Origin of the sequence: Pseudoduganella sp. R-31 (genome assembly GCF_049913235.1) — a bacterium.
Taxonomy (GTDB): Bacteria; Pseudomonadota; Gammaproteobacteria; order Burkholderiales; family Burkholderiaceae_D; genus Rugamonas.
Map to the genome: position 1 here is coordinate 6,246,534 of NZ_CP183986.1, position 19,091 is coordinate 6,265,624.

17 protein-coding genes are annotated in these 19,091 nt (G+C 63.9%); 12 read left to right on the top strand and 5 right to left on the bottom strand.

Going from position 1 to position 19,091, the window contains the following annotated elements:
• Positions 1–25 precede the first annotated feature (25 nt).
• Both ACN9MY_RS28525 and ACN9MY_RS28530 read left to right on the top strand, forming a co-directional pair.
• Positions 26–478 carry a DUF3224 domain-containing protein gene (locus tag ACN9MY_RS28525; protein WP_426336486.1) on the top strand — a complete coding sequence of 151 codons (453 nt, stop codon included), beginning with the start codon at positions 26–28 and terminating at the stop codon, positions 476–478.
• Between the two features lie 387 nt (positions 479–865).
• Complete coding sequence (locus tag ACN9MY_RS28530; protein WP_426319379.1) at positions 866–1,267, top strand: hypothetical protein; 402 nt, start codon at positions 866–868, stop codon at positions 1,265–1,267.
• A gap of 104 nt (positions 1,268–1,371) precedes the next feature.
• Here the strand turns inward: ACN9MY_RS28530 and ACN9MY_RS28535 are convergent, their stop codons facing one another.
• From ACN9MY_RS28535 to ACN9MY_RS28545, 3 genes are read right to left on the bottom strand one after another with little or no spacing between them, the layout of a single operon-like run.
• Positions 1,372–3,966, bottom strand: coding sequence for an EAL domain-containing protein (locus ACN9MY_RS28535; RefSeq protein ID WP_426165255.1), 2,595 nt, complete (start codon positions 3,964–3,966; stop codon positions 1,372–1,374).
• The gene (locus tag ACN9MY_RS28540) at positions 3,963–5,990 is read right to left on the bottom strand and encodes an ATP-binding protein (protein ID WP_426165257.1); all 2,028 of its coding nucleotides are present in this window, start codon (positions 5,988–5,990) and stop codon (positions 3,963–3,965) included. The genes ACN9MY_RS28535 and ACN9MY_RS28540 overlap by 4 nt, the downstream gene beginning before the upstream one ends.
• Positions 5,987–6,502, bottom strand: a complete 516-nt coding sequence (locus ACN9MY_RS28545; RefSeq protein ID WP_426165259.1) for a YfiR family protein — start codon at positions 6,500–6,502, stop codon at positions 5,987–5,989. Before ACN9MY_RS28545 ends, ACN9MY_RS28540 begins: the two co-directional genes overlap by 4 nt.
• Positions 6,503–6,755: 253 nt before the next feature.
• Between ACN9MY_RS28545 and ACN9MY_RS28550 the strand changes: the two genes are divergently transcribed.
• Positions 6,756–7,238: a CinA family protein gene (locus ACN9MY_RS28550; RefSeq protein ID WP_426165261.1), complete on the top strand. Its 483-nt coding sequence runs from the start codon at positions 6,756–6,758 to the stop codon at positions 7,236–7,238.
• Here the strand turns inward: ACN9MY_RS28550 and ACN9MY_RS28555 are convergent.
• On the bottom strand, positions 7,235–9,202 hold the full coding sequence (locus ACN9MY_RS28555) for a 3'-5' exonuclease (RefSeq protein ID WP_426319380.1): 1,968 nt from the start codon (positions 9,200–9,202) through the stop codon (positions 7,235–7,237). The two genes, ACN9MY_RS28550 and ACN9MY_RS28555, sit on opposite strands and share 4 nt — an antisense overlap.
• A gap of 19 nt (positions 9,203–9,221) precedes the next feature.
• Between ACN9MY_RS28555 and ACN9MY_RS28560 the strand changes: the two genes are divergently transcribed.
• The 9 genes from ACN9MY_RS28560 to ACN9MY_RS28600 all read left to right on the top strand — a co-directional run bounded on the left by ACN9MY_RS28560 (position 9,222) and on the right by ACN9MY_RS28600 (position 18,500).
• Positions 9,222–10,124: a metallophosphoesterase family protein gene (locus ACN9MY_RS28560; RefSeq protein ID WP_426336487.1), complete on the top strand. Its 903-nt coding sequence runs from the start codon at positions 9,222–9,224 to the stop codon at positions 10,122–10,124.
• A gap of 14 nt (positions 10,125–10,138) precedes the next feature.
• Positions 10,139–10,867: a hypothetical protein gene (locus ACN9MY_RS28565; RefSeq protein ID WP_426165267.1), complete on the top strand. Its 729-nt coding sequence runs from the start codon at positions 10,139–10,141 to the stop codon at positions 10,865–10,867.
• On the top strand, positions 10,868–11,287 hold the full coding sequence (locus ACN9MY_RS28570; protein WP_426165269.1) for a hypothetical protein: 420 nt from the start codon (positions 10,868–10,870) through the stop codon (positions 11,285–11,287).
• Between the two features lie 118 nt (positions 11,288–11,405).
• Positions 11,406–11,723, top strand: coding sequence for an ArsR/SmtB family transcription factor (locus ACN9MY_RS28575; protein ID WP_057261009.1), 318 nt, complete (start codon positions 11,406–11,408; stop codon positions 11,721–11,723).
• Positions 11,720–12,730, top strand: coding sequence for a cation diffusion facilitator family transporter (locus ACN9MY_RS28580; RefSeq protein ID WP_426336488.1), 1,011 nt, complete (start codon positions 11,720–11,722; stop codon positions 12,728–12,730). Before ACN9MY_RS28575 ends, ACN9MY_RS28580 begins: the two co-directional genes overlap by 4 nt.
• Before the next feature lie 189 nt (positions 12,731–12,919).
• Positions 12,920–14,191 (top strand): dicarboxylate/amino acid:cation symporter, encoded by a 1,272-nt coding sequence (locus tag ACN9MY_RS28585; protein ID WP_426336489.1) that lies wholly within the window; start codon positions 12,920–12,922, stop codon positions 14,189–14,191.
• A 25-nt stretch (positions 14,192–14,216) separates the two neighbouring features.
• Positions 14,217–15,311, top strand: coding sequence for a porin (locus ACN9MY_RS28590; protein WP_426336490.1), 1,095 nt, complete (start codon positions 14,217–14,219; stop codon positions 15,309–15,311).
• 25 nt (positions 15,312–15,336) lie between these two features.
• Positions 15,337–17,178: a sensor histidine kinase gene (locus ACN9MY_RS28595; protein ID WP_426336491.1), complete on the top strand. Its 1,842-nt coding sequence runs from the start codon at positions 15,337–15,339 to the stop codon at positions 17,176–17,178.
• The gene (locus tag ACN9MY_RS28600) at positions 17,178–18,500 is read left to right on the top strand and encodes a sigma-54-dependent transcriptional regulator (RefSeq protein WP_426336492.1); all 1,323 of its coding nucleotides are present in this window, start codon (positions 17,178–17,180) and stop codon (positions 18,498–18,500) included. Before ACN9MY_RS28595 ends, ACN9MY_RS28600 begins: the two co-directional genes overlap by 1 nt.
• A gap of 1 nt (position 18,501) precedes the next feature.
• On the opposite strand, the gene ACN9MY_RS28605 is transcribed toward ACN9MY_RS28600, so the two are convergent.
• Positions 18,502–19,032, bottom strand: coding sequence for an FKBP-type peptidyl-prolyl cis-trans isomerase (locus ACN9MY_RS28605; RefSeq protein WP_426319387.1), 531 nt, complete (start codon positions 19,030–19,032; stop codon positions 18,502–18,504).
• Positions 19,033–19,091: the final 59 nt, after the last annotated feature.

A 19,091-nucleotide genomic window follows, 5' to 3' on the forward strand; every position in this document is an offset into this window, starting at 1 on the left:
GATGGAGACTACCATAATGGCGGCCATGAAAACACTGATCCCCCTACTATTCGCATTCGCCGCCGCTGCGGCCAATGCAGGAGACAAGCCCATGCAAATCGAAGGCACGTTCGACGTCAAACTCACGCCGCAGCCGGCGGTGGAGGGCCAGCCCTGGGGCCGGCAAACCATTAGCAAGACTTTCCACGGCCCGCTCGATGGCACCAGCAAGGGCGAAATGCTGGCCGTCATGACTGCCGTGAAAGGCTCGGCCGGCTATGTCGCTCTGGAACAGGTCAGCGCCACGCTGGAGGGCCGCAAAGGCAGCTTCTTCCTGCAGCACTCCGGCCTGATGAACAAAGGCACGCCGACACTGAACGTCAGCGTCGTCCCCGACTCCGCCACCGGCGAACTGGCCGGCCTGCAAGGCACGATGACCATCGACGTGACCGGCGGCCAGCACCGCTACACTTTCAACTACCAGCTGCCGTCACGCTGACCTGCCTCAATATCGCAGTCCGCCGTGCCCCTATGCTTGAAGCAGCGGCGCAACGGGGATAGCGATGGCAAATCTTTCCGAGGAAGAAGCACTAGCATTAATGACTGTTCGCAGCCACTGCGATGACTTATGCAACTGGAAGCTCGAGCGAGAGCGAAGCGTAACCTGGGAAATCTCGTCTGGCGTGCCAAACACAATTGGCATCAGAAAGGACCAGTTCATCCAATTGCAGCTCCCATGAACATTTTGGCTGCAGTCGCCGGGAAGAACAGCCTGGATGGCAAAGCTGGGACTTTGAATTGGCGCTTGCACACTTCTGCCAAAGGGCTAACATTTACCTGATGCCCATCCCAATGGATCCACGTTCGGCGTTCAAGGAGAAGGGATATGCTAAAAAACATCATTGAGGCCGCAACAGGCCTGAGCTGTGAAGTGGATGAAAACGACGAAAGCGCAGTAGTCTTCGCTCCACGCCCCTTTAAAGACGAACCGGAGTACTTTCTCTTGATCGAGAAGAGGGGCGACAAACTGCTGCTGACGGACGAAGGCGGAGTAATGCTTCATCATGGCCGCTGCGCAAAAGTGGTTAAAGAGATTTCTGCCATCGTGCGGGGCAGCGACCTGGACTTCACGAATGACGCCATTGAGTTACGCTGCGATGTCGACGAACTGGCTCCCGCAGTAAAAAAATTTCTCGCCACGATGTCAGCCTTGGCCGCACATGAACAGGAGTTCAACGAGATGTGGTGGCAAAGCTGGCAAGAATCAAAGGCAATTGCCGCGAAATGATGTCATGAAGTGGTCACAAGCAGCGACTATTATCCTGCCTGTCTCCACATTCATACCACTCCCGTGAATGTTTTCCAGCCGCCCCCATCGTGGGCGGCATTTTTTTATCCGGTGAGCGCGGTATGGTCTTCGCCCGGTTCCCCGGCGCGGCGGCCGCTGCCGTGCATCAGCCAGTAGTGGTGGAAGGCCAGGCGGATATTGTCGCGCAGCTGGGTGTCGTCCCACGGCTTGGTGTAGAAGCGGTAGATCGCGCCGCGGTTGATCGAGTCGAGCACCGCTTCCAGCCCGGTGTAGCCGGACAGGATGATGCGGATCGTGTCCGGGTACATTTCCTTGACCTTGGCCAGGAATTCGGTGCCGCTCAGGATCGGCATGCGCTGGTCGCACACGATCACCTGCACCGGATACAGCGCCAGCAGGTCGAAACCTTCGGCCGGCGACTCCGCCGTCAGGATGCGGTAGCCGTCGCGGCGGAACAGGCGGTGCAGCGAGGACAGCACGTTGACGTCGTCGTCCACCAGCAGCAGGGTTTGCGGCGGCTCGGCCGCCACATTGGGGTCGGGCGGCAGGCTCTTGCCCGATTCGGCCAGCGCGCCCATCTCCGGCGCGGCCAACGGACGGCTGAAGAAGTAGCCCTGGATTTCGTCGCAGCGGTTGCGGCGCAGGTATTCCAGCTGCGGCCGCGTCTCCACGCCTTCCGCAATCACGCGCAGCTTGAGGCTGTGCGCCATGCTGATGATGGCCAGCGCAATCGCGGCATCGTTGGGATTGGTCGTGATATCGCGCACGAAGGCGATGTCGATCTTCAGCTTGTCGATCGGGAAGCGCTGCAGGTAGGCCAGCGAGGAATAGCCGGTGCCGAAATCGTCGATCGCCACCTTGATGCCCAGTTGCTTGAGCGCCGTCAGCACCTGGATGGTGCGCTCGGCATTGGACATCAAGGCCGTTTCGGTCAATTCCAGCTCCAGCAGTTCGGGCGGCACATTGTGCCGTTCCAGCGCCTGCCGCACGTCGTTTTCCAGATCGCCCTCGACGAACTGGCGGCTGGCCACGTTCACGGCCACGTGCACGCCGCCAACCGGCGTGCGCAGCCAGGTCGCGATCTGGCGGCAGGCGGCATCGATGATCCAGCTGCCGACGCGCACGATCAGGCCCGTCTCTTCCAGTACGCCGACGAATTCCGCCGGATAGACCAGGCCATAGCCCGGCCGGTTCCAGCGCAGCAGAGCCTCCGCGCCGCTGATGCGGCCCGCGGTCAGGTTGACCTTGGGCTGGTAGTGCAGCTCCAGTTCGTTGTTGTCCAGTGCGCGCCGCAGCGCCATCTCCAGGTCGAGGCGCGCCAGCACCTGCACGTTCATGCCGGCGGTGAAAAAGCGGTAGCCGTCGCCGCCGGCCTCCTTGGCGCGCTCCATGGCGGTGTTGGCATACTTGACCAGCGTCTCCGGATCGTTGGCGTCGTCCGGGTACATGGCGATGCCGATGGAGGCGGTCAGCGTGGCCTGGTGATCGTCCAGCTCGAAGGGCGAGCGCAGGGCATCGCGCACTTCGTTTGCCACCAGGACCGCGTCCTGCTGGTCGCGCGTCATGGTCAGGATCAGCGCGAACTCGTCGCCGCCCAGGCGGCCCACCGTATCGCGCAAGCGCACGCATTGCACCAGGCGGTTGGAAAATTCGTGCAGCAACTGGTCGCCCATGGCGGCGCCCATCGAGTCGTTGACCTTGCGGAAGCGGTCCAGGCCGATGAACAGCACCACGATGCGCCATTCCTTGTCCTGCGCCAGCTCGATCGATTCGCCGAGGGTCTGGAAGAACAGGGTGCGGTTGGGCAGGCCGGTCAGACGATCGTAATGCGCCATGTGGCGCAGGCGCTCTTCGGCCAGGCGCCGTTCGGTGATGTCGCGCGCCACGCAGATCAGGGTGCGGTGTGCCGACTCTCCTTCGCTTTGCAGCAGCCAGTAGACTTCCACGGGCACCGTGGCGCCATCGCCGCGCTGCAGTTCGATTTCCATCAACTCCGGCGCGCGGTGCGGCGCCGCCTTCGCCTGGCCGGCGCGCTCGGCCTGCGCCGACAGCGTATCGCGGCCGCCAAGCCCAAGCCGGGCCGGCTCCAGCGACAGCAGTTGCGCGCGCGGGTGGCCCAGCATGCGGCAGGCGCCTTCGTTGACGTCCACCAGCGCCAGTGTATTGGTGTCGATCAGGAAGATGGCGTCGGCGGTGGCGTCCATGGCGCTGCGAAAGCGCTGCAGGTCGGCGGTGCGGGCGCGCACGGTCTGCTCCAGCACCTCGTTGTAGTCGCGCGCCTGCTGGTGCAGCAGCCGCACTTCCAGCATATTGTTGATGCGCGTGAGCACCTCGACCGGGTCGAAAGGCTTGCTGACGAAGTCGCGCGCGCCGGCATCGAGCGCCGGCAGCTTCTGGTCCGGCTGCGCCGTCACCACCAGCACCGGCAGGTATTCCGGCTCCAGCGGCTTGAGCGCCTCCATCACGTCGAAGCCGCTCATGCCGGGCATGTGCAGGTCGAGGATGATCAGGTCGTAGCGGTGCTCTTCGTGCCAAGGCGCCACCATGCGCGGGTCGGTGGTGGAGCTGACGTTCACGTAGCCGCTGGTCTGCAGCAGGTATTCCAGCAACTGCACATTGACCGGCTGGTCGTCCACTATCAGGACTTTGGCGTTCAGGATATCGTCGCGGCTGATCACTTGGACGTACTCCCTTCTTCCTCCCTGCGTGCCAGGAAGGCCATGGTGCTGTTGATCGCTTCCGTGAACTCGTCGATGTTGATCGGCTTGATCAGGTAGCGGAAGAAGCCTGCCGCCAGGCCTTTTTCCACGTCGCGCGGCATGGCATTGGCGGTCAGGGCGATGACGGGGATGTGCGCGGTGCGGGGATCGCTGGCCAGCAGCTTGACGGCGTCGATGCCGTTCAGGCCCGGCAGGTTGATGTCCATCAGGATGATGTCCGGCTGGTGGGCGCGCGCCAGCTCGATGCCAAGGTGGCCGTCCGGCGCGGAAATCAGTTTCAGGTCGGGGCGGAAGCTGATGATCTCTTCCACCAGCTTGAGGTTGGCCGGGTTGTCTTCCACATACAGGATCATGGCCGGCTCGCCTTCCGCGTGGCGCTGTTGCTGGGGCGGCCGCTCGGCATTGGGGTCGATGCGCGACGGCGTCGGCTCGGTCGATTCCAGCTCGATCCAGAACATGCTGCCCACGCCCTGGCTGCTGGTCACGCCGATGGTTCCGCCCATCAGCTCCACCAGGCGCTTGGTCACCACCAGGCCGATGCCGGTGCCCTCCTCCGCCCCGCTTTCCTGGCCCAGGCGGTTGAAGGGCTGGAACAGCTGCTTGACCTGCTCCGGCCTGAGCCCCATCCCGGTATCCTGCACCGAGACCCGCAGCAGGCTGGTGCCGCTCGGGCTGCAGTCGACCACCACGGCGCCGCCATCGCGGTTGTACTTGATCGCGTTGGACAACAGGTTGAGCACGATCTGCTTCAGGCGGGTGCGGTCGGCCGTGACATGGGAGGTGCAGCCGTCCGGGAACAGCAGGCGGATGCCGCGCGCGCTTGCCAGCGGCGCCACCATGCCTTCGCACTCGTGCAGGATTTCGTTGAGCGCCACCGGTTCCAGCGACAGCGCCACGGCGCCCGACTCGATCTTGGCCAGGTCGAGGATCTCATTGATCAGGGTCAGCAGGTGGCGTCCGGATTTCAGGATGTGGTTGGCAAATTCGCGTTTCTGCACCAGCGTGGAAGGCAGTTTTTCCGAGGTCAGGATTTGCGCGAAGCCGAGGATGGCGTTCAGCGGCGTGCGCAGTTCATGGCTCATGGAGGAGAGGAAGGCCGACTTGGCCTGGTTGGCGCTCTTTGCCTCCTGCATTGCCATGGCCAGCTCGCTGTTGGCCTGCTCCAGCTGCAGGGTGCGTTCGTGCACGCGCTGCTCCAGTTCCTCGTTCAGGCGCATGACTTCCTGCTGCGCCTTGCTGCGCTGTTCCGCCTCGCGCGCGATTTCGCTGTTCGAGGTTTCCAGCTCGCGCGTGCGGCTTTCGATCTCGCCCAGCATCTTGTTGAAGGCATCGGCCAGCTCGGCCACCTCGTCGTTGCTGGTACCCGGCGCACGGCGCGAATAGTCGCCGGTCGCCATCACCTCGCGCGCGACGTCGGCAATCGCCAGCACCGGCTGCGTGACGACCTTGTTCAGGGGCCGCATCAGCAGGTAGGCAATGCCCATCGCCAGGAAGGTGGCGACGATGGCAATCATCATGTAGTCGCCGAAGCGCCCCAGGAGTTCATAGTCCGACTGCAGGTAGACGGTGCCCAGCAATTCGCCGTTGTCGCGGATGCGGCGGAACAGCATCATCTTGCCGTCCTCGAAAGCCACGCCCTCGGCCTGCGGCGCAGCCGGCACGCTGATATCGATGCCCGGCGCCACATAGGTAGCGAACAGCTGGCCGCGCGCGTTGTAGATGGCGCCGGCATTGACCTTGGGCCGCAGGCGCAGCAGGGCCAGGTTCTCCTTGGCCAGCCGCGGATCGTCGAACGTCAGCGCCGGCGCGCTCATATGCCCAAGCAGCTCGGCCTGGGTCGTCATGTCGGAACTGAGGGACTGGTGGTAGGCGCGCAAGTCGTACGCGATGATGGTGCCGAGCGACACCAGCAGGGCCGCCAGCGTGACCAGCATCACCACGCCAAGCAGCTTTTGCGGCAGGGAGCGGCGGCGCGTCATCATCCCGCCACCTGCTGCACGCGAAGGGCGGCCGACAGCATGCGCGCGCTGATCTTCAGGCGCGCTACGGCCGCGTGTTTCAGGGAGACTTCAAAACGCAGCCTTTCGTCGGCGATGACGAAATTGATCATGCTGCCCATGCCGAAAGTCTCGTCGCCATCGGTGACGGTCAGCACCGGCTGGCCGCGGCTGGCGGCCAGCAGCTCCTGCGCCAGCGCCCTCTCCTGCGCCGGGATGAACAGGATGTGGACGCCGGCCAGGCTGTCGCCGCGCTTGATGCGCCTGACCTGCAGCGGCCGGCCGTTGGCCGTATGGCCGGCAACCGTCTGTTCCAGTTGCTCGGCCAGCGGGTCGGCGCCGGCAACGCCGATCACGATTGGCGCATCCGGGCGCGCAAAGCTGCCCTCGGGCCATTCAACGAAGCCGGCAAACTTGTACAGGTAGGCAGCCTTGACCTGGCGCTCCAGGCTGGAGCCGGATTGGGCATGGGCGCACAGGGGCAGCAGCGCAGCCAATAGCAGCGCAACCCAGAAAACGGGACATCTTCCTTGGAGAGTCCTCACCACCGTGCCTCGCGAACAGGGGATTTGGGGCATTCTATCGCTGAGTACCCGACAGCGGCGCAATTATTGGTTTATCGCACCACAAAAGCCTTCCCCGGCTTGCAAGTTAGTCGTGACGCCACATTATTGCGGTGCAGCGTGGTCAATCTGCACAGCAGCGCGCTAGAATGGGTTCAAACGCTTTTGTTTGCTAAAGGAGCCACAAGTGAGTACAGACATCAACGAACTGGCCGCCCAGGTGGGTAAGGCCTTGCAAGACAAAGGCTTGCTGTTGGCAACCGCGGAATCGTGCACCGGTGGCGGCATCTCCACGGCAATCACGGACATTGCCGGCTCCACCGGCTGGTTCGATTGCGGCTTTGTCTGCTATTCGAACGCATCTAAGACCGAAATGCTGGAAGTACCGGCCGCCATGATGGCGCAATTCGGTTCCGTCAGCGAAGAAGTGGCAGCCGCCATGGCGCAAGGCGCGCTGGGCTCCAGCAATGCGCATGTGGCGGTATCGGTCACCGGCATTGCCGGCCCCACCGGCGCGGTGCCGGGCAAGCCGGTCGGCACGGTCTGTTTTGGCTGGGCCAACGCCGATACCGTGCACACCGAACGGCTGGTGTTCTCCGGCGACCGCCAGGCGGTGCGCGCGCAGACCATCGAGCATTCGCTGAAAGGCCTGCTGCGCTTTATTAACTAGTTGAGCAAGCGGCTGCGGCGCTCCGCTGCAGCCGGTTCGAACAGGGTCAGGCCGGCGATGGCGCGGCTGATCGCCACGTACAGGTAGCGCCGTTCTTCGGCGTATTCATCGCCATTACGGGTGGCGCGCGGGAACTGGCCTTCTTCCATATACGGCAGCAGCACCTGCTGCCACTCCCTTCCCTTTGCCGACTGCACCGTGGCCAGCGCCAGCGTCTTACTCGCTGTACCGCGTGCCGCAGGCTTGCCGCGCGTTGCCACCTGGCGGCGGCGCAGTTCTTCGAGGAAGGCCGGCGCCTTGGCATCGCCCTGGCGCTGGGCAAAATCAAGGAAGGCGCGCAGGGTGCGCAGCACGGAGTCGGCGTGGGCGCGCTTGACGAAAGTGCGGCGGGTAGCGGCCGGCAGGTCGAGGCCCGTGCTGGCCAGTTCCAGCAATTGCGCAGCGCTGGCCGTCGGGGCCTGCGCCTTCAACTGCTCCAGCACGGCGGCCAGGCGCTGCTTCCAGCGCCGCGTGGCGCCGCTGTCGTAAGGCTGTTCGGCGCACAGCAGGCCGCTGAACATGAATTCCAGGGTTTCCGGGTCGCGCACCACGGCGTCCTTCTGCTGCTGGTAGGCGTCGCCAGAGCCGTACATGGCGTGGCTGGCCTCGTAGTCGCGGCGATCGCCCGACACGGCGAAATAGGTTTGCAGGCCGTCGACCATCAGCTCGCAGCTTTCCTTGTCCGCCTTCAGCGTGCTGTAGTCGCCGCTGGCCACGTGCAGCAGGGCGCGCAGGGCCATGATCTCGGGGCGCTTGAGGTAGGAGGCGAAGCCGTCGCAGTTGTAGGGCAGGCCGGCGTCCAGCAAGGCGTTTTCGATTTCCACGCTCTGGTCCACTTCACGCAGGATGATGGCCAGGTCGGGGCCGAGCGCCAGCTCTTTCGCCTTGGCGACGACAGCCCGGGCGCAAGCTTGCGGATCGGCGTGCTCATATTCGACGTGGCGCACTTCCGAGTAGGTGTCCGGGTGCGATTCGAAGCCGCATTTCGGCAAGGCGCGTTCCAGCAGTTTTTTCAGCGACACGCCGCAGCGGCGCGACTGCGACAGCGGCAGGCGTTCCGCGTCCGGGAAGGCCAGCTCGAAGCCGCCGCCCGAAAAGCGCGGGTCGGCGCCGCGTTCGGCGTTGATCACCTGGTGGCGGTCGCCCACCACCACCAGCCGCGCGTTGCGGCGGAACAGTTGCAGCAACTCGAATTCGGCGGCATTCACGTCGTGCCATTCGTCGACCAGCAGCAAGTCGGCCTGCGGCATGTCGTGCACGGCTTCCTGAAAGCGGCGCAGGATGGACACCAGGTCGGTCGCGTAATCGACCGGCGCCTGCCACAGGATATGCCCGGCCTGCGGCTGGCGGCGGCGCTCGAACTCGTGGAATATCTCCACGATCTCGCGGTCTTCCAGCTGGAACTCATTGCACAATTCGTCGAAAGTGAAGTCGTCGAAGACCTCATCCTCGAAGCGCAAGGTGGCCAGGGTCGCCTTCATCTGCGCCAGCAATTGCAGCATCATTTCCACGCGCTGGGTGCTGCGCTCGAAATCGAAATCGAATTCCGTATAGCGGCCCTCGTGGCGCTGCCAGACCGTGTTGGCGGCTGCCACCAGCATGGGGCGCATCTGCTCCAGGCTGGACCAGCGCTCGGGCAGGTCCAGCCAGTTGCCGTGCTCCGCGATGCGCGTGAGCTGCGAGCGCGCCAGCGCTTCCACCGTCAGCACCTGCACCTTGCGCTCCGGGCATTCCAGCGCCAGCTTCTCGTAAAAGCGCTGGCGCGCCCCTTCCGAGAAACACAGGCCCAACACGACGCCCGGTTCCTGTGCCGCCAGCATGGCCAGCGTGGTAGTCTTGCCTGTCCCTGCGCGGGCCTCGATCATCAAGGTCCGGGCGCGGGACTTCAGGATCGCTTCCTGCTCGCTGGATGGTGAAACTCGCATGCCTGTTCAAATGGTGCCAATGAAAACACGCATTCTACCTTGGCTGGCCGTCGCAGCCGCCCTCTCCGCTCCAGCCGCCGGGCATGCCGCACGCCCCCTGACGGTGTACGCCGCCGGCGACATCGCCGACTGCCGCTACAACCGCGCCGCCGACTCCGGCGCCGCCGGAACCGCCGCCATCATCGCCAGGGGCGACCCCGAGGCCCTGATCCTCACCCTGGGCGACCATACTTACCCGAATGGCGCCCCGGCCGAATTCAGCGACTGCTACGCCCCTACCTGGGGCCAGTTCAAGGCGCGCACCCGGCCTACTCCCGGCAACCACGAATACACCAGCGGCAAGGCAGCAGGCTATTTCGACTACTTCGGCGAACTGGCCGGTCCTGCCGGACGCGGTTATTACAGTTTCGACAAGGGCGGCTGGCACTTCATTTCCCTGAACAGCGACCTGAAAACCGCCGAGCACCAGCGCCAGCTCCTGTGGCTCAAAGACGACCTGGCAGCCAGCAAGGCGCGTTGCGCCCTCGCCTACTGGCACGCGCCCATGTATAGTTCTGGCGGGCACACCCCGACCAGGAAGATGCAGGACGTCTGGCGCGCCCTGCATGCGGCAGGCGTCGAACTGGTGCTGTCCGGGCATGACCACGACTACGAGCGACTGGCGCCGATGGATGCAGACGCGCAGCCCGATCCGGCACGCGGCGTGCGCCAGTTCGTGGTCGGCACCGGCGGCGCCATGCTGACGCCCTTCCTCTGGCTCAATGAGCAGAGCGAGGCGCGCTCCAACTGGCGCACCGGCGTGCTGAAACTGGTATTGAAGGAAAACAGCTACGAATGGGAGTTCCTGCCGGTCCAGCCGAAGACGGCGCCGGAACGCCCGCAGCAGGAAGCCCGTGACAGCGGCACGGCCAACTGCCACTGATAACAGGAGCATCAATGCAAAACACGGTTCACTTCGTCCTGCAGGGCAAGGGCGGTATCGGCAAGACGTATGTATCGACCATCCTCGCGCAATGGCTGAAAGCCAAGAGCGAAGGCCCGCTGCGCTGCTACGACACCGACCAGGAAAACACCACCTTCTCGCGCTACAAGGCACTGGACGTGAAGCACGTGCCGGTGATGACCGAATCGCGCACCATCGACCCCAAGCGCTTCGACGCCCTGATGATCGACATCCTGGAAGAAGACGGCAACTGCGTGGTCGACAACGGCGCCAACACGTTCTCGCCGCTGATGGCCTACCTGATTGAGAACGACTGCTTCAACCTGCTGGAAGAATCGGGCCGCAAGGTGTACATCCACACCATCGTTGGCGGCGGCGACACGCTGCACGATACCGCGATGGGCTTCGTCACCACGGCCAAGTCGACCCAGGTGCCGCTGGTGCTGTGGGAGAACGAGCATTTCGGCCTGCTGCAATCGGCGTCCGGCAAATCCTTCCTCGAATCGCAGACCTACGCCGACAACTCGCAGCGCGTGCGCGGCCGCATTGTGCTGAGCGCGCGCAATGCGGACACCTTCGGCGCCGACGTGAAGAAGATGAACACCGGCCGCCTGACGGTGGACGAAGTGAAGGCCAGCGACAAATTCAATGTGATGGAAAAGCAGCGCATCAAGGTCGTGTTCCGCGACCTGTTCGAACAACTCGACCTGGTGAACTGGTAAATGGCCCTCGACCCGCAGAAACTACGCCTGCACGTGTTCGAAAAGACCGGCATCAAGGTAGATGTCGACGACCCTATCTTTGCCCTGGTGGCCTTGAACGAAGCGGTACTGGAAGAAGCGGTCGAGCGCCACCTGGCGCGCCTGGACGGCGCGCATGCCCCAGCGGCAATGCCAGGCGCCGCCTACGTCCCGCCCCCTGGCGCCCGCCCCATCCCCACCTCGCACGAGCCCTTCTCGCGCCGCGAACTGCGCCTGCTGGCAGCCGCCGCAGGGGTAGCAGTCCTGACCGCCGCCCTGGTGTTGATCGGCCAGGCCATGTTCAGCAAACCGGCCGGCATCCCGCCCGCCAAGCTCGAGCGCGCCCTGCAAACCCTCGACGCCAAGACCCGCACCGCCTTCGAAGCAGAACTAGCCAAATAAAAGTCGGGGTCAGGTCTGGCAATCCGCCACCAATTTCGCTATGCGAAATTGGTGGCGGATTGCCAGACCTGACCCCGACTTTCATGCTAACATGTGAATACCTATTCATTTGTTTGCTATGGCTATCTATTCTGACAACGATGCTTCCGTCGCGGAGCTGGCGGACCTGTTCCATTTGCTGGGGGATTCGACCCGGCTGCGCATTGTGCTGGCTTGCCTGGAGCAGCCGATCGCAGTCAGCGATATCGCGGGTTCGCTGCAACTGAGCTCTTCGCTGGTCAGCCACCACCTGCGCCTGCTGCGCGCCGCGCGTATCGTCAAGTCTGAGCGCCAGGGCAAACAAGTCTTCTATTCCACCGCTGATGCCCATATCAGCGGCGTCCTGCGCGATATGCTGGAACATATCGCCGAACCATCCAACGGTAACGAACAATGAGCGCCCATCATCATCACGGACATGGCCACGACCACGGCCATCATCACCACCATCACGGCGAAGTAGGCCACGGCCGCGCTTTTGCCATTGCGATCGCGCTCAACGCGGTGTTCGTTGTCATCGAGTTCTTCTACGGTTTCCTGGCCAATTCGACGGCGCTGATGGCCGACGCGGGCCATAACCTGTCGGACGTATTGAGCCTGATCCTTGCCTGGGGCGCGGCCATCCTGGCCAAGCGCGAGCCGTCCGGCCGCTATACCTATGGCCTGCGCAGCAGCTCCATCCTGGCTGCGCTGTTCAACGGCATGCTGCTGATGGCGGCCACCGGCGCGATCGCCTGGGGGGCTTTCCAGCGCTTGATGGAGCCTACGCCTGTGGCGGGGTTGACCGTGTCCGTGGTGGCCGGCATCGGTATTGCCGTCAACGGCATTTCGGCCTGGCTGTTCATGAAGGGCAGCAAGGACGACCTGAATATCCGCGGCGCCTACCTGCACCTGGCGGCCGATGCCGCCATCTCGCTGGGCGTGCTGATTGCGGGCCTGGTGGTCATGTACACCGGCTGGGCGTGGATCGACCCTGCCGTGTCTCTGGTGATCGTGGTGCTGATCATGAAGAGCACCTGGTCGTTGCTGCGCGAGGCGCTGGACATGACGCTGGGCGCGGTGCCCGGCAACGTGGATGCCGGCGAAGTGGAAAAATTCCTGCTGGCCAGCCCTGGCGTGGCCGGCGTGCACGACCTGCATATCTGGTCGATGAGCACCACCGATGTGGCGCTGACTTGCCACCTTGTCATGCCGGGCGGCTACCCGGGCGATATGGCCATCGACGACATTGCGCGCCAGTTGAAGGAGCAATTCGGCATCCACCATACGACATTGCAAACCGAGCAAGGTACCACCCAGCATGAGTGCTGCCTGCAAGGCCAGGGGCATGCGCTTGAGGACAAGCATGACCACGACCATGATCACCAGCACGATCACGATCACCACCATGGTCATGCGCATTAAGCCAAGAAGTCATACACAGCCTCTCCACGCCGTCCAAGTCCTGGGACTGTAAAATTGCCAGCCGGCATCATTAGTATGCCGGCAGGCTTATAAATCAAGCACTTACCGGAATCCTTCCAACGGGCACACAGCTTGCTGTTGTCCCGGGACCCCGCCACACACGCGGGGACCTACACAACGGAGACCGGAATGCAAAAGAAGCGCCCCCTTACCCTCTACATCCTGTTCGCGATGCTGCTAGGCATCGCCGTCGGCTACGCCTGTCACACGGTATTCCCTGACAAGAAACTCACCGCCGACATCTCGGCCCACATCTCGCTGGTGACCGACATCTTCCTGCGCCTGATCAAGATGATCATTGCGCTGCTGGTGTTTTCGACCCTGACCGTCGGCATCGCGAACCTGAGCGATGGCAAAGCCGCCGGCCGCATCGGCGCCAAGGCTTTCGCCTGGTTCATCGTCGCTTCGCTGGTCTCCCTGGCGCTCGGCATGCTGCTGTCGAATGTGATGCAGCTCGGGACCAACCTGGGCCTGCCGCTGCCCGCCCTTGACGCGAGCACCGGCCTGAAAACCTCGGCCTTCACGCTGAAGGATTTCATCACCCACGTGGTGCCGAAGTCGCCAATCGAGGCCATGGCCAATAACGAGATCCTGCAAGTGCTGGTGTTTTCGATCTTCTTCGGCTCCGCGCTGGGCGCGCTGGGCGAATCCGGCAAGCGCCTGCTGGACGTGGTCGACGAGCTGGCACAGGTGATGTTGCGCATTACCGGCACCATCATGGGCCTGGCCCCGCTGGCGGTGTTTGCCGCCATGGCTTCGGTGGTCACCACCAATGGCCTCGGCATCCTTGCCACCTTCGCCAAGTTCATGGGCGGCTTCTACTTCGGCCTGTTCTGCCTGTGGGCACTGCTGATCGGCGCCGGCTTCGCCGTGCTGGGCCCGCGCGTCCTGCGTTTGGTCGGCCTGATCCGCGAACCGTTCCTGCTGGCCTTCTCCACCGCCAGCTCGGAAGCGGCCTATCCCAAACTGCTGGTCGCGCTGGACAAGTTCGGCGTGCAGCGCCGCATCTCCAGCTTCGTGCTGCCAATGGGTTATTCCTTCAACCTGGACGGCTCGATGATGTACTGCACCTTCGCCGTGCTGTTCATCGCCCAGGCTTATGGCATCGACCTGTCGCTGGGCACCCAGATCACCATGCTGCTGCTGTTGATGCTGACCTCGAAAGGCATGGCCGGCGTGCCGCGTGCTTCGCTGGTGGTGATCGCCGCCACCCTGACCCAATTCCACATTCCTGAAGCCGGCCTGCTGCTGTTGATGGGCGTGGACCAGTTCCTCGACATGGGCCGCTCGGCCACCAACGCCGTCGGCAACGCCATCGCCACCGCCGTCGTGGCGAAGTGGGAAGGCGCGCTCGGCGAAGAAGAACAAGCGGACGAACACAGCTACATTCGCGCCGCATAAGAACAACAACCTCAGGAGAACACCAATGAAATACACTGCCACCACCCTGCTGGCCCTGGCCTGCTGCAGCGCGCACGCGCAATCTTCCGTCCAAGTCTATGGCGTTGCCGATGCCGGCATCGTGCTCGAACGCGGCGGCGCCGCCGGCAATACCTCCAATGTGAGCAGCGGCATCGCCTCCGGCTCGCGCATTGGATTCAAGGGCACCGAAGACCTGGGCAATGGCCTGTCGGCCAGCTTCGTCATCGAGAGCGGCTTCGCCATGGATACCGGCGCTTCCGGCCAGGGCGGCCTGACTTTCGGCCGCCAGTCCTACGTCTCGCTGGCCAGCCCGCTGGGCACCATCAGCGCCGGCCGCCAGTACTCGCCGTACTACAAGGCCTTGCGCGACATCGCCGATCCCTTCGCCGATGGCCTGGCCGGCCAGGCTGCCAACCTGATGGTACCGAACCGCCGCATGGACAACTCGCTGCGCTACGCCTCGCCCAAGCTGGCCGGCTTCTCGACCGAGCTGGCTTACAGCGCGGGCGAAGTGGCCGACGACAATACCCGCAAGCGCGCGCTGAGCGGCGCCCTGAATTACGACGAAGGCCCGCTGGCGCTGTCGCTGTCGCACTTCCGCCGCGAGAGCGCCACCTCCGGCCTGCATGCCTATAACACGCTGCTGGCAGCGCGCTACAAGCTTGGCAACTACCAGCTGCACGCTGGCTATGCTTTCAACCGGGGCATGGGCACGGTTGGCGGCGGCGGCAGCAGCACCCTGTCGAACGGCAGCAGCAGCCCTACAGGCACCGTGACCAGCGCCACCAGCGTCATCACCGCCGGCACCATCGGCATTCCGGGCGCCTCCAGCCGCGACCTGGTGCTGGGCCTGTGCGCCACCTTCGGCCCACACAGCTTTGCCGGCTCGGTGGTGCAGCACATGGACCGCAGCGCAGCCAACCAGGATGCGCGCCAATACGGCATCGCCTACCTGTACGGCCTGTCCAAGCGCACCGACCTGTACGCCGCCTACGGCCGCATCAATGGCCACAACGGCGCCCCTTTCACTGTCGGCAACGCCACCGACGACGGCAAGGGCCAGCGCGCCTTTAACCTGGGGTTGCGCCATCAACTGTAACTGAGGTTTGCTATAGTTGGCTGTAATGCCAGTCCAGCCCAACATCACCGCAATGCCCCAGGCGCAACCGCGTCCGACGCAACACGTCCGTACTTTGCTGGGCCTGGTGCTGCTGGCAGGCCTGGCCCTGCCCTACCTGGCCTACTGGTGGGCCGACAGCGCAACGACCGAGCGCCTGCGTGAAGCGGGCGCGCAAAGGCTGGAGGTGTATGCCACCAGCCTGGAAAACCTGCTCGACAAGTACGACCTGATCCCGCGCATGCTGGAGCTGGACAAGGACGTGGTCCAGCTGCTGGAACATCCCGGCGACGAGGATGTGCGCAACAGTGTCAACGAATACCTGGAAGGCTTGAACAAGAAGGCCGAGTCCAGCAATATCTACATCGTCAACCTGCAGGGCCGCACCCAGGCCGCCAGCAACTGGCGCCAGAAGGACAGCTTCATCGGCGACGACGTCAATTTCCGGCCCTACATCCGCAATGCCCTGCGCGGCCGCCCCGGCGGCTTCTACGGCGTCGGCACCACCAGCCTGGAGCCGGGCTATTTCTACGCCCACGGCATCTACAAGGACGGCCGCATGCTGGGCGTGGCGGCCATCAAGGTCAGTATCGAGAACCAGCAGCGCAGCTGGACGCAGGGCAGCGACAAGGTGGCCCTGGTGGACCCGAATGGCGTAATCTTCCTCAGCTCGGATCCGGAGTGGAAGTTCAAGGCGCTACGGCCCCTGTCGGCAAACGTACGCGCCGAACTCGAACAGACGCGCCAGTATTTCGCGCAAGCGCTGCCGCCGCTGACGCTGAAGCATGACGAAGCGCTGGCCAATGGCGACCGCCTGCTCGCGATCCGCAACAGCAATGCACCGGGTGCAGCGTCGACGCCCCTGATGCTGGCGCAGACACGCTCCCTGGCGCCGCGCGACTGGATCTTCATCTACATGTCCGACCTGAACGCGGCGCGCGACAATGCCAGCCTCGCCTTCCTGTTCGCGCTGCTGGCCTATGGCTTCCTCATCCTGCTGTTCCTGTACTGGCGCCAGCGCCTGCGCGCCAAGGAAGAGCTGGAACGCATGGTGGCCGAGCGTACCGCCAGCCTGGCGCGCATGACGCAGGACTTGAGCAAGGAAGTCGATGTGCGGCGCCAGGCCGAGCAGCAGTTGCAGATCACGCAGAACGAGCTGTTCCAGGCCGGCAAGCTGGCGGTGCTGGGGCAGATGTCGGCCAGCATCACGCACGAGCTGAACCAGCCGCTGACGGCGCTGCGCACCATGTCCGACAACGCCGTGCTGCTGTTTGAGCGCGGCCGCATGGACGATGTGCGCAACAACCTGAAAACCATTTCGCAGGTGGTGGCGCGCATGGGCACCATTACCGGCAAGCTGAAGGGCTTCGCCCGCAAGTCGAATGCGGAACTGGGCCCGGTGTCGATCCACACCTCGATTTCGAACGCCCTGGTGCTGGTGGAGCGCCGCATCCAGCTCGACAAGGTCACCTTCCAGCTGCGCATCGACAAGGCCGATATCTATGCGCTGTGCGACAGCAACCGGCTGGAACAGGTGCTGCTCAACCTGATGACCAATGCCCTGGACTCGATGGCCGGCTGCGCGGTGCGCGAGCTGGTGCTGGAGGTGAGCAGCAAGCCAGGCCGGGTCCTGATCCGCGTGGCCGACAGCGGCCCGGGTCTCAGCGACGAAGCGCGCGAGCGGCTGTTCGAGCCGTTCTACACCTCCAAGCCGCAAGGCGAAGGCTTGGGTCTGGGGCTGGCGATTTCAGAACAAATCATCCGCGATTTCGGCGGAAGCTTAAGAGCGGAACAGGCCAGTACCGGCGCCTGCTTCGTGATCGAATTAAAAGAAGCGCAGGAGACGTAATGAACAACATACAAGTGCTACTGGTCGAAGATGACCCGACCGTACGCGCTGGCAGTGAACAGGCGCTGGAGCTGGCCGATTTCTCGGTGAGCAGCTTCGAAAGCGCCGAACCGGCAGCCCAGCTGCTGCAGGCGAACAGCCCGGTGGTGCTGGTGAGCGATGTACGCCTGCCCGGCATGAGCGGGCTGGAATTGCTGGAAGCGGCGCGTGCCATCGACCCCGAACTGCCGGTCATCCTGGTCACCGGCCATGGCGACATTTCGATGGCGGTGCAAGCCATGCACGACGGCGCTTACGACTTCCTGGAAAAGCCCTACTCTTCGGAGCAACTGGCTGACGTGGTGCGACGTGCCGTCGACAAGCGGCGCCTGCAGCTGGAAGTGCGCGCGCTGCGCCAGAAGCTCGAGCACAGCGAAGGCATCGAGGCCTGCCTGCTGGGCAATACACCCGCCATGCAAGCCTTGCGCCAGGTTATCCTGGACGTCGCCGGACAGCCGGCCGATGTGCTGATCTATGGTGAAACCGGCACCGGCAAGGAACTGGTGGCACGTTGCCTGCACCAGTTCAGCGAGCGCGGCAGGCATCACTACGTGCCGGTCAACTGCGGCGCCATCCCGGAGACGATTTTCGAGAGCGAACTGTTCGGCCACGAGCAAGGCGCCTTCACCGGCGCTGCCAAGCGCCAGGTCGGCAAGATCGAGCACGCCGATCACGGCACGCTGTTCCTGGACGAAATTGAAAGCCTGCCGCTGGCGATGCAGGTCAAGCTGCTGCGTGTGCTGCAGGAGCGCTCGATCCAGCGCCTGGGTTCGAACGCCCCGGTAGCGCTGGACATCCGTGTCATTGCTGCGTCAAAAGAAGACCTGAAGGAGTTTTCCGACCAGGGCAAGTTCCGCAGCGACCTGTATTACCGCTTGAACCTGATCGTGCTGCACATCCCGCCGCTGCGCGAGCGCCGCGAAGACATTCCGCTGTTGTTCGAGCATTTCATGATGGATGCGGCAGCACGCTACAAGCGTCCCTGCCCGGTCGTACCGCCCGCGCAGATGCAGCAGCTGATGGCGCAGGACTGGCCCGGCAATGTGCGCGAGCTGCGCAATGCGGCCGATCGTTTCGTGCTGGGGTTGTCAGCCTCGACGGAGAGCGCAGCGCCTGCTTCGCTGGCGGACCAGGTCGGCGCTTTCGAGCGCATGCTGATCGAGCAGGCGCTGCGCGCGGCCGGCGGCAACGTCGCCACCGCCTGTACCGCGCTGAGCCTGCCGAAGCAGACCATGTACCACAAGATGCAGAAGTACGGCCTGGCGGCCGAGGACTACCGCTGAGTTATTTGACGTCCACCAGCTCGACGTCGAAGATCAGGGCCGAGTTGGCAGGAATGCCCGGCATGGAGCGCGAGCCATAAGCCAGTTCCGCCGGGATGATCAGGGTGCGCTTGCCGCCCACCTTCATGCCGACGATGCCCTGGTCCCAGCCCTTGATCACTTTGCCGGTGCCCAGCTTGAAGTCCAGCGGCTCGCCGCGCGGGATCGAGCTGTCGAACTGGCGGCCGCGCTGGTTCTTGGCCAGCGGACGATACAGCCAGCCGGTGTAGTGCATGAAAACGGTGTTGCCGACATTGGCTTCGGCGCCCTTGCCGATCTTGTGATCGGTGACGATCAGTTGCTCTGCGGCTGGTCCCGGCTGGGCCGAACCCGGCACGACCGGTCCTGGCTGGGCCGGCGCCGCGGCTTCGGCTTGCGCCGCTGGTGCGGCCGTCGCGGCTGGCTGCGCCGGGGCAGGTTCTTGGGTAGGCTGCTGTGCCTGCGCCAGGCCGGCGGCGCACAGGAATGCGAACAGGATCGAAGTGCGTTTCATGTATATTCGTTAAGTGGTTTTAAAGCGGCTGCCATGATAGCAAAACAAGCTGTGCACAA

Excerpts from the sequence above, each read along its gene's own strand:
- ACN9MY_RS28525 (WP_426336486.1), top strand. The coding sequence starts at position 26 with ATGAAAACACTGATCCCCCTACTATTCGCATTCGCCGCCGCTGCGGCC.
- ACN9MY_RS28530 (WP_426319379.1), top strand. The coding sequence starts at position 866 with ATGCTAAAAAACATCATTGAGGCCGCAACAGGCCTGAGCTGTGAAGTG.
- ACN9MY_RS28540 (WP_426165257.1), bottom strand. The coding sequence starts at position 5,990 with ATGATGACGCGCCGCCGCTCCCTGCCGCAAAAGCTGCTTGGCGTGGTG.
- ACN9MY_RS28555 (WP_426319380.1), bottom strand. The coding sequence starts at position 9,202 with ATGCGAGTTTCACCATCCAGCGAGCAGGAAGCGATCCTGAAGTCCCGC.
- ACN9MY_RS28560 (WP_426336487.1), top strand. The coding sequence starts at position 9,222 with ATGAAAACACGCATTCTACCTTGGCTGGCCGTCGCAGCCGCCCTCTCC.
- ACN9MY_RS28565 (WP_426165267.1), top strand. The coding sequence starts at position 10,139 with ATGCAAAACACGGTTCACTTCGTCCTGCAGGGCAAGGGCGGTATCGGC.
- ACN9MY_RS28570 (WP_426165269.1), top strand. The coding sequence starts at position 10,868 with ATGGCCCTCGACCCGCAGAAACTACGCCTGCACGTGTTCGAAAAGACC.
- ACN9MY_RS28575 (WP_057261009.1), top strand. The coding sequence starts at position 11,406 with ATGGCTATCTATTCTGACAACGATGCTTCCGTCGCGGAGCTGGCGGAC.
- ACN9MY_RS28580 (WP_426336488.1), top strand. The coding sequence starts at position 11,720 with ATGAGCGCCCATCATCATCACGGACATGGCCACGACCACGGCCATCAT.
- ACN9MY_RS28585 (WP_426336489.1), top strand. The coding sequence starts at position 12,920 with ATGCAAAAGAAGCGCCCCCTTACCCTCTACATCCTGTTCGCGATGCTG.
- ACN9MY_RS28590 (WP_426336490.1), top strand. The coding sequence starts at position 14,217 with ATGAAATACACTGCCACCACCCTGCTGGCCCTGGCCTGCTGCAGCGCG.
- ACN9MY_RS28595 (WP_426336491.1), top strand. The coding sequence starts at position 15,337 with ATGCCAGTCCAGCCCAACATCACCGCAATGCCCCAGGCGCAACCGCGT.
- ACN9MY_RS28600 (WP_426336492.1), top strand. The coding sequence starts at position 17,178 with ATGAACAACATACAAGTGCTACTGGTCGAAGATGACCCGACCGTACGC.
- ACN9MY_RS28605 (WP_426319387.1), bottom strand. The coding sequence starts at position 19,032 with ATGAAACGCACTTCGATCCTGTTCGCATTCCTGTGCGCCGCCGGCCTG.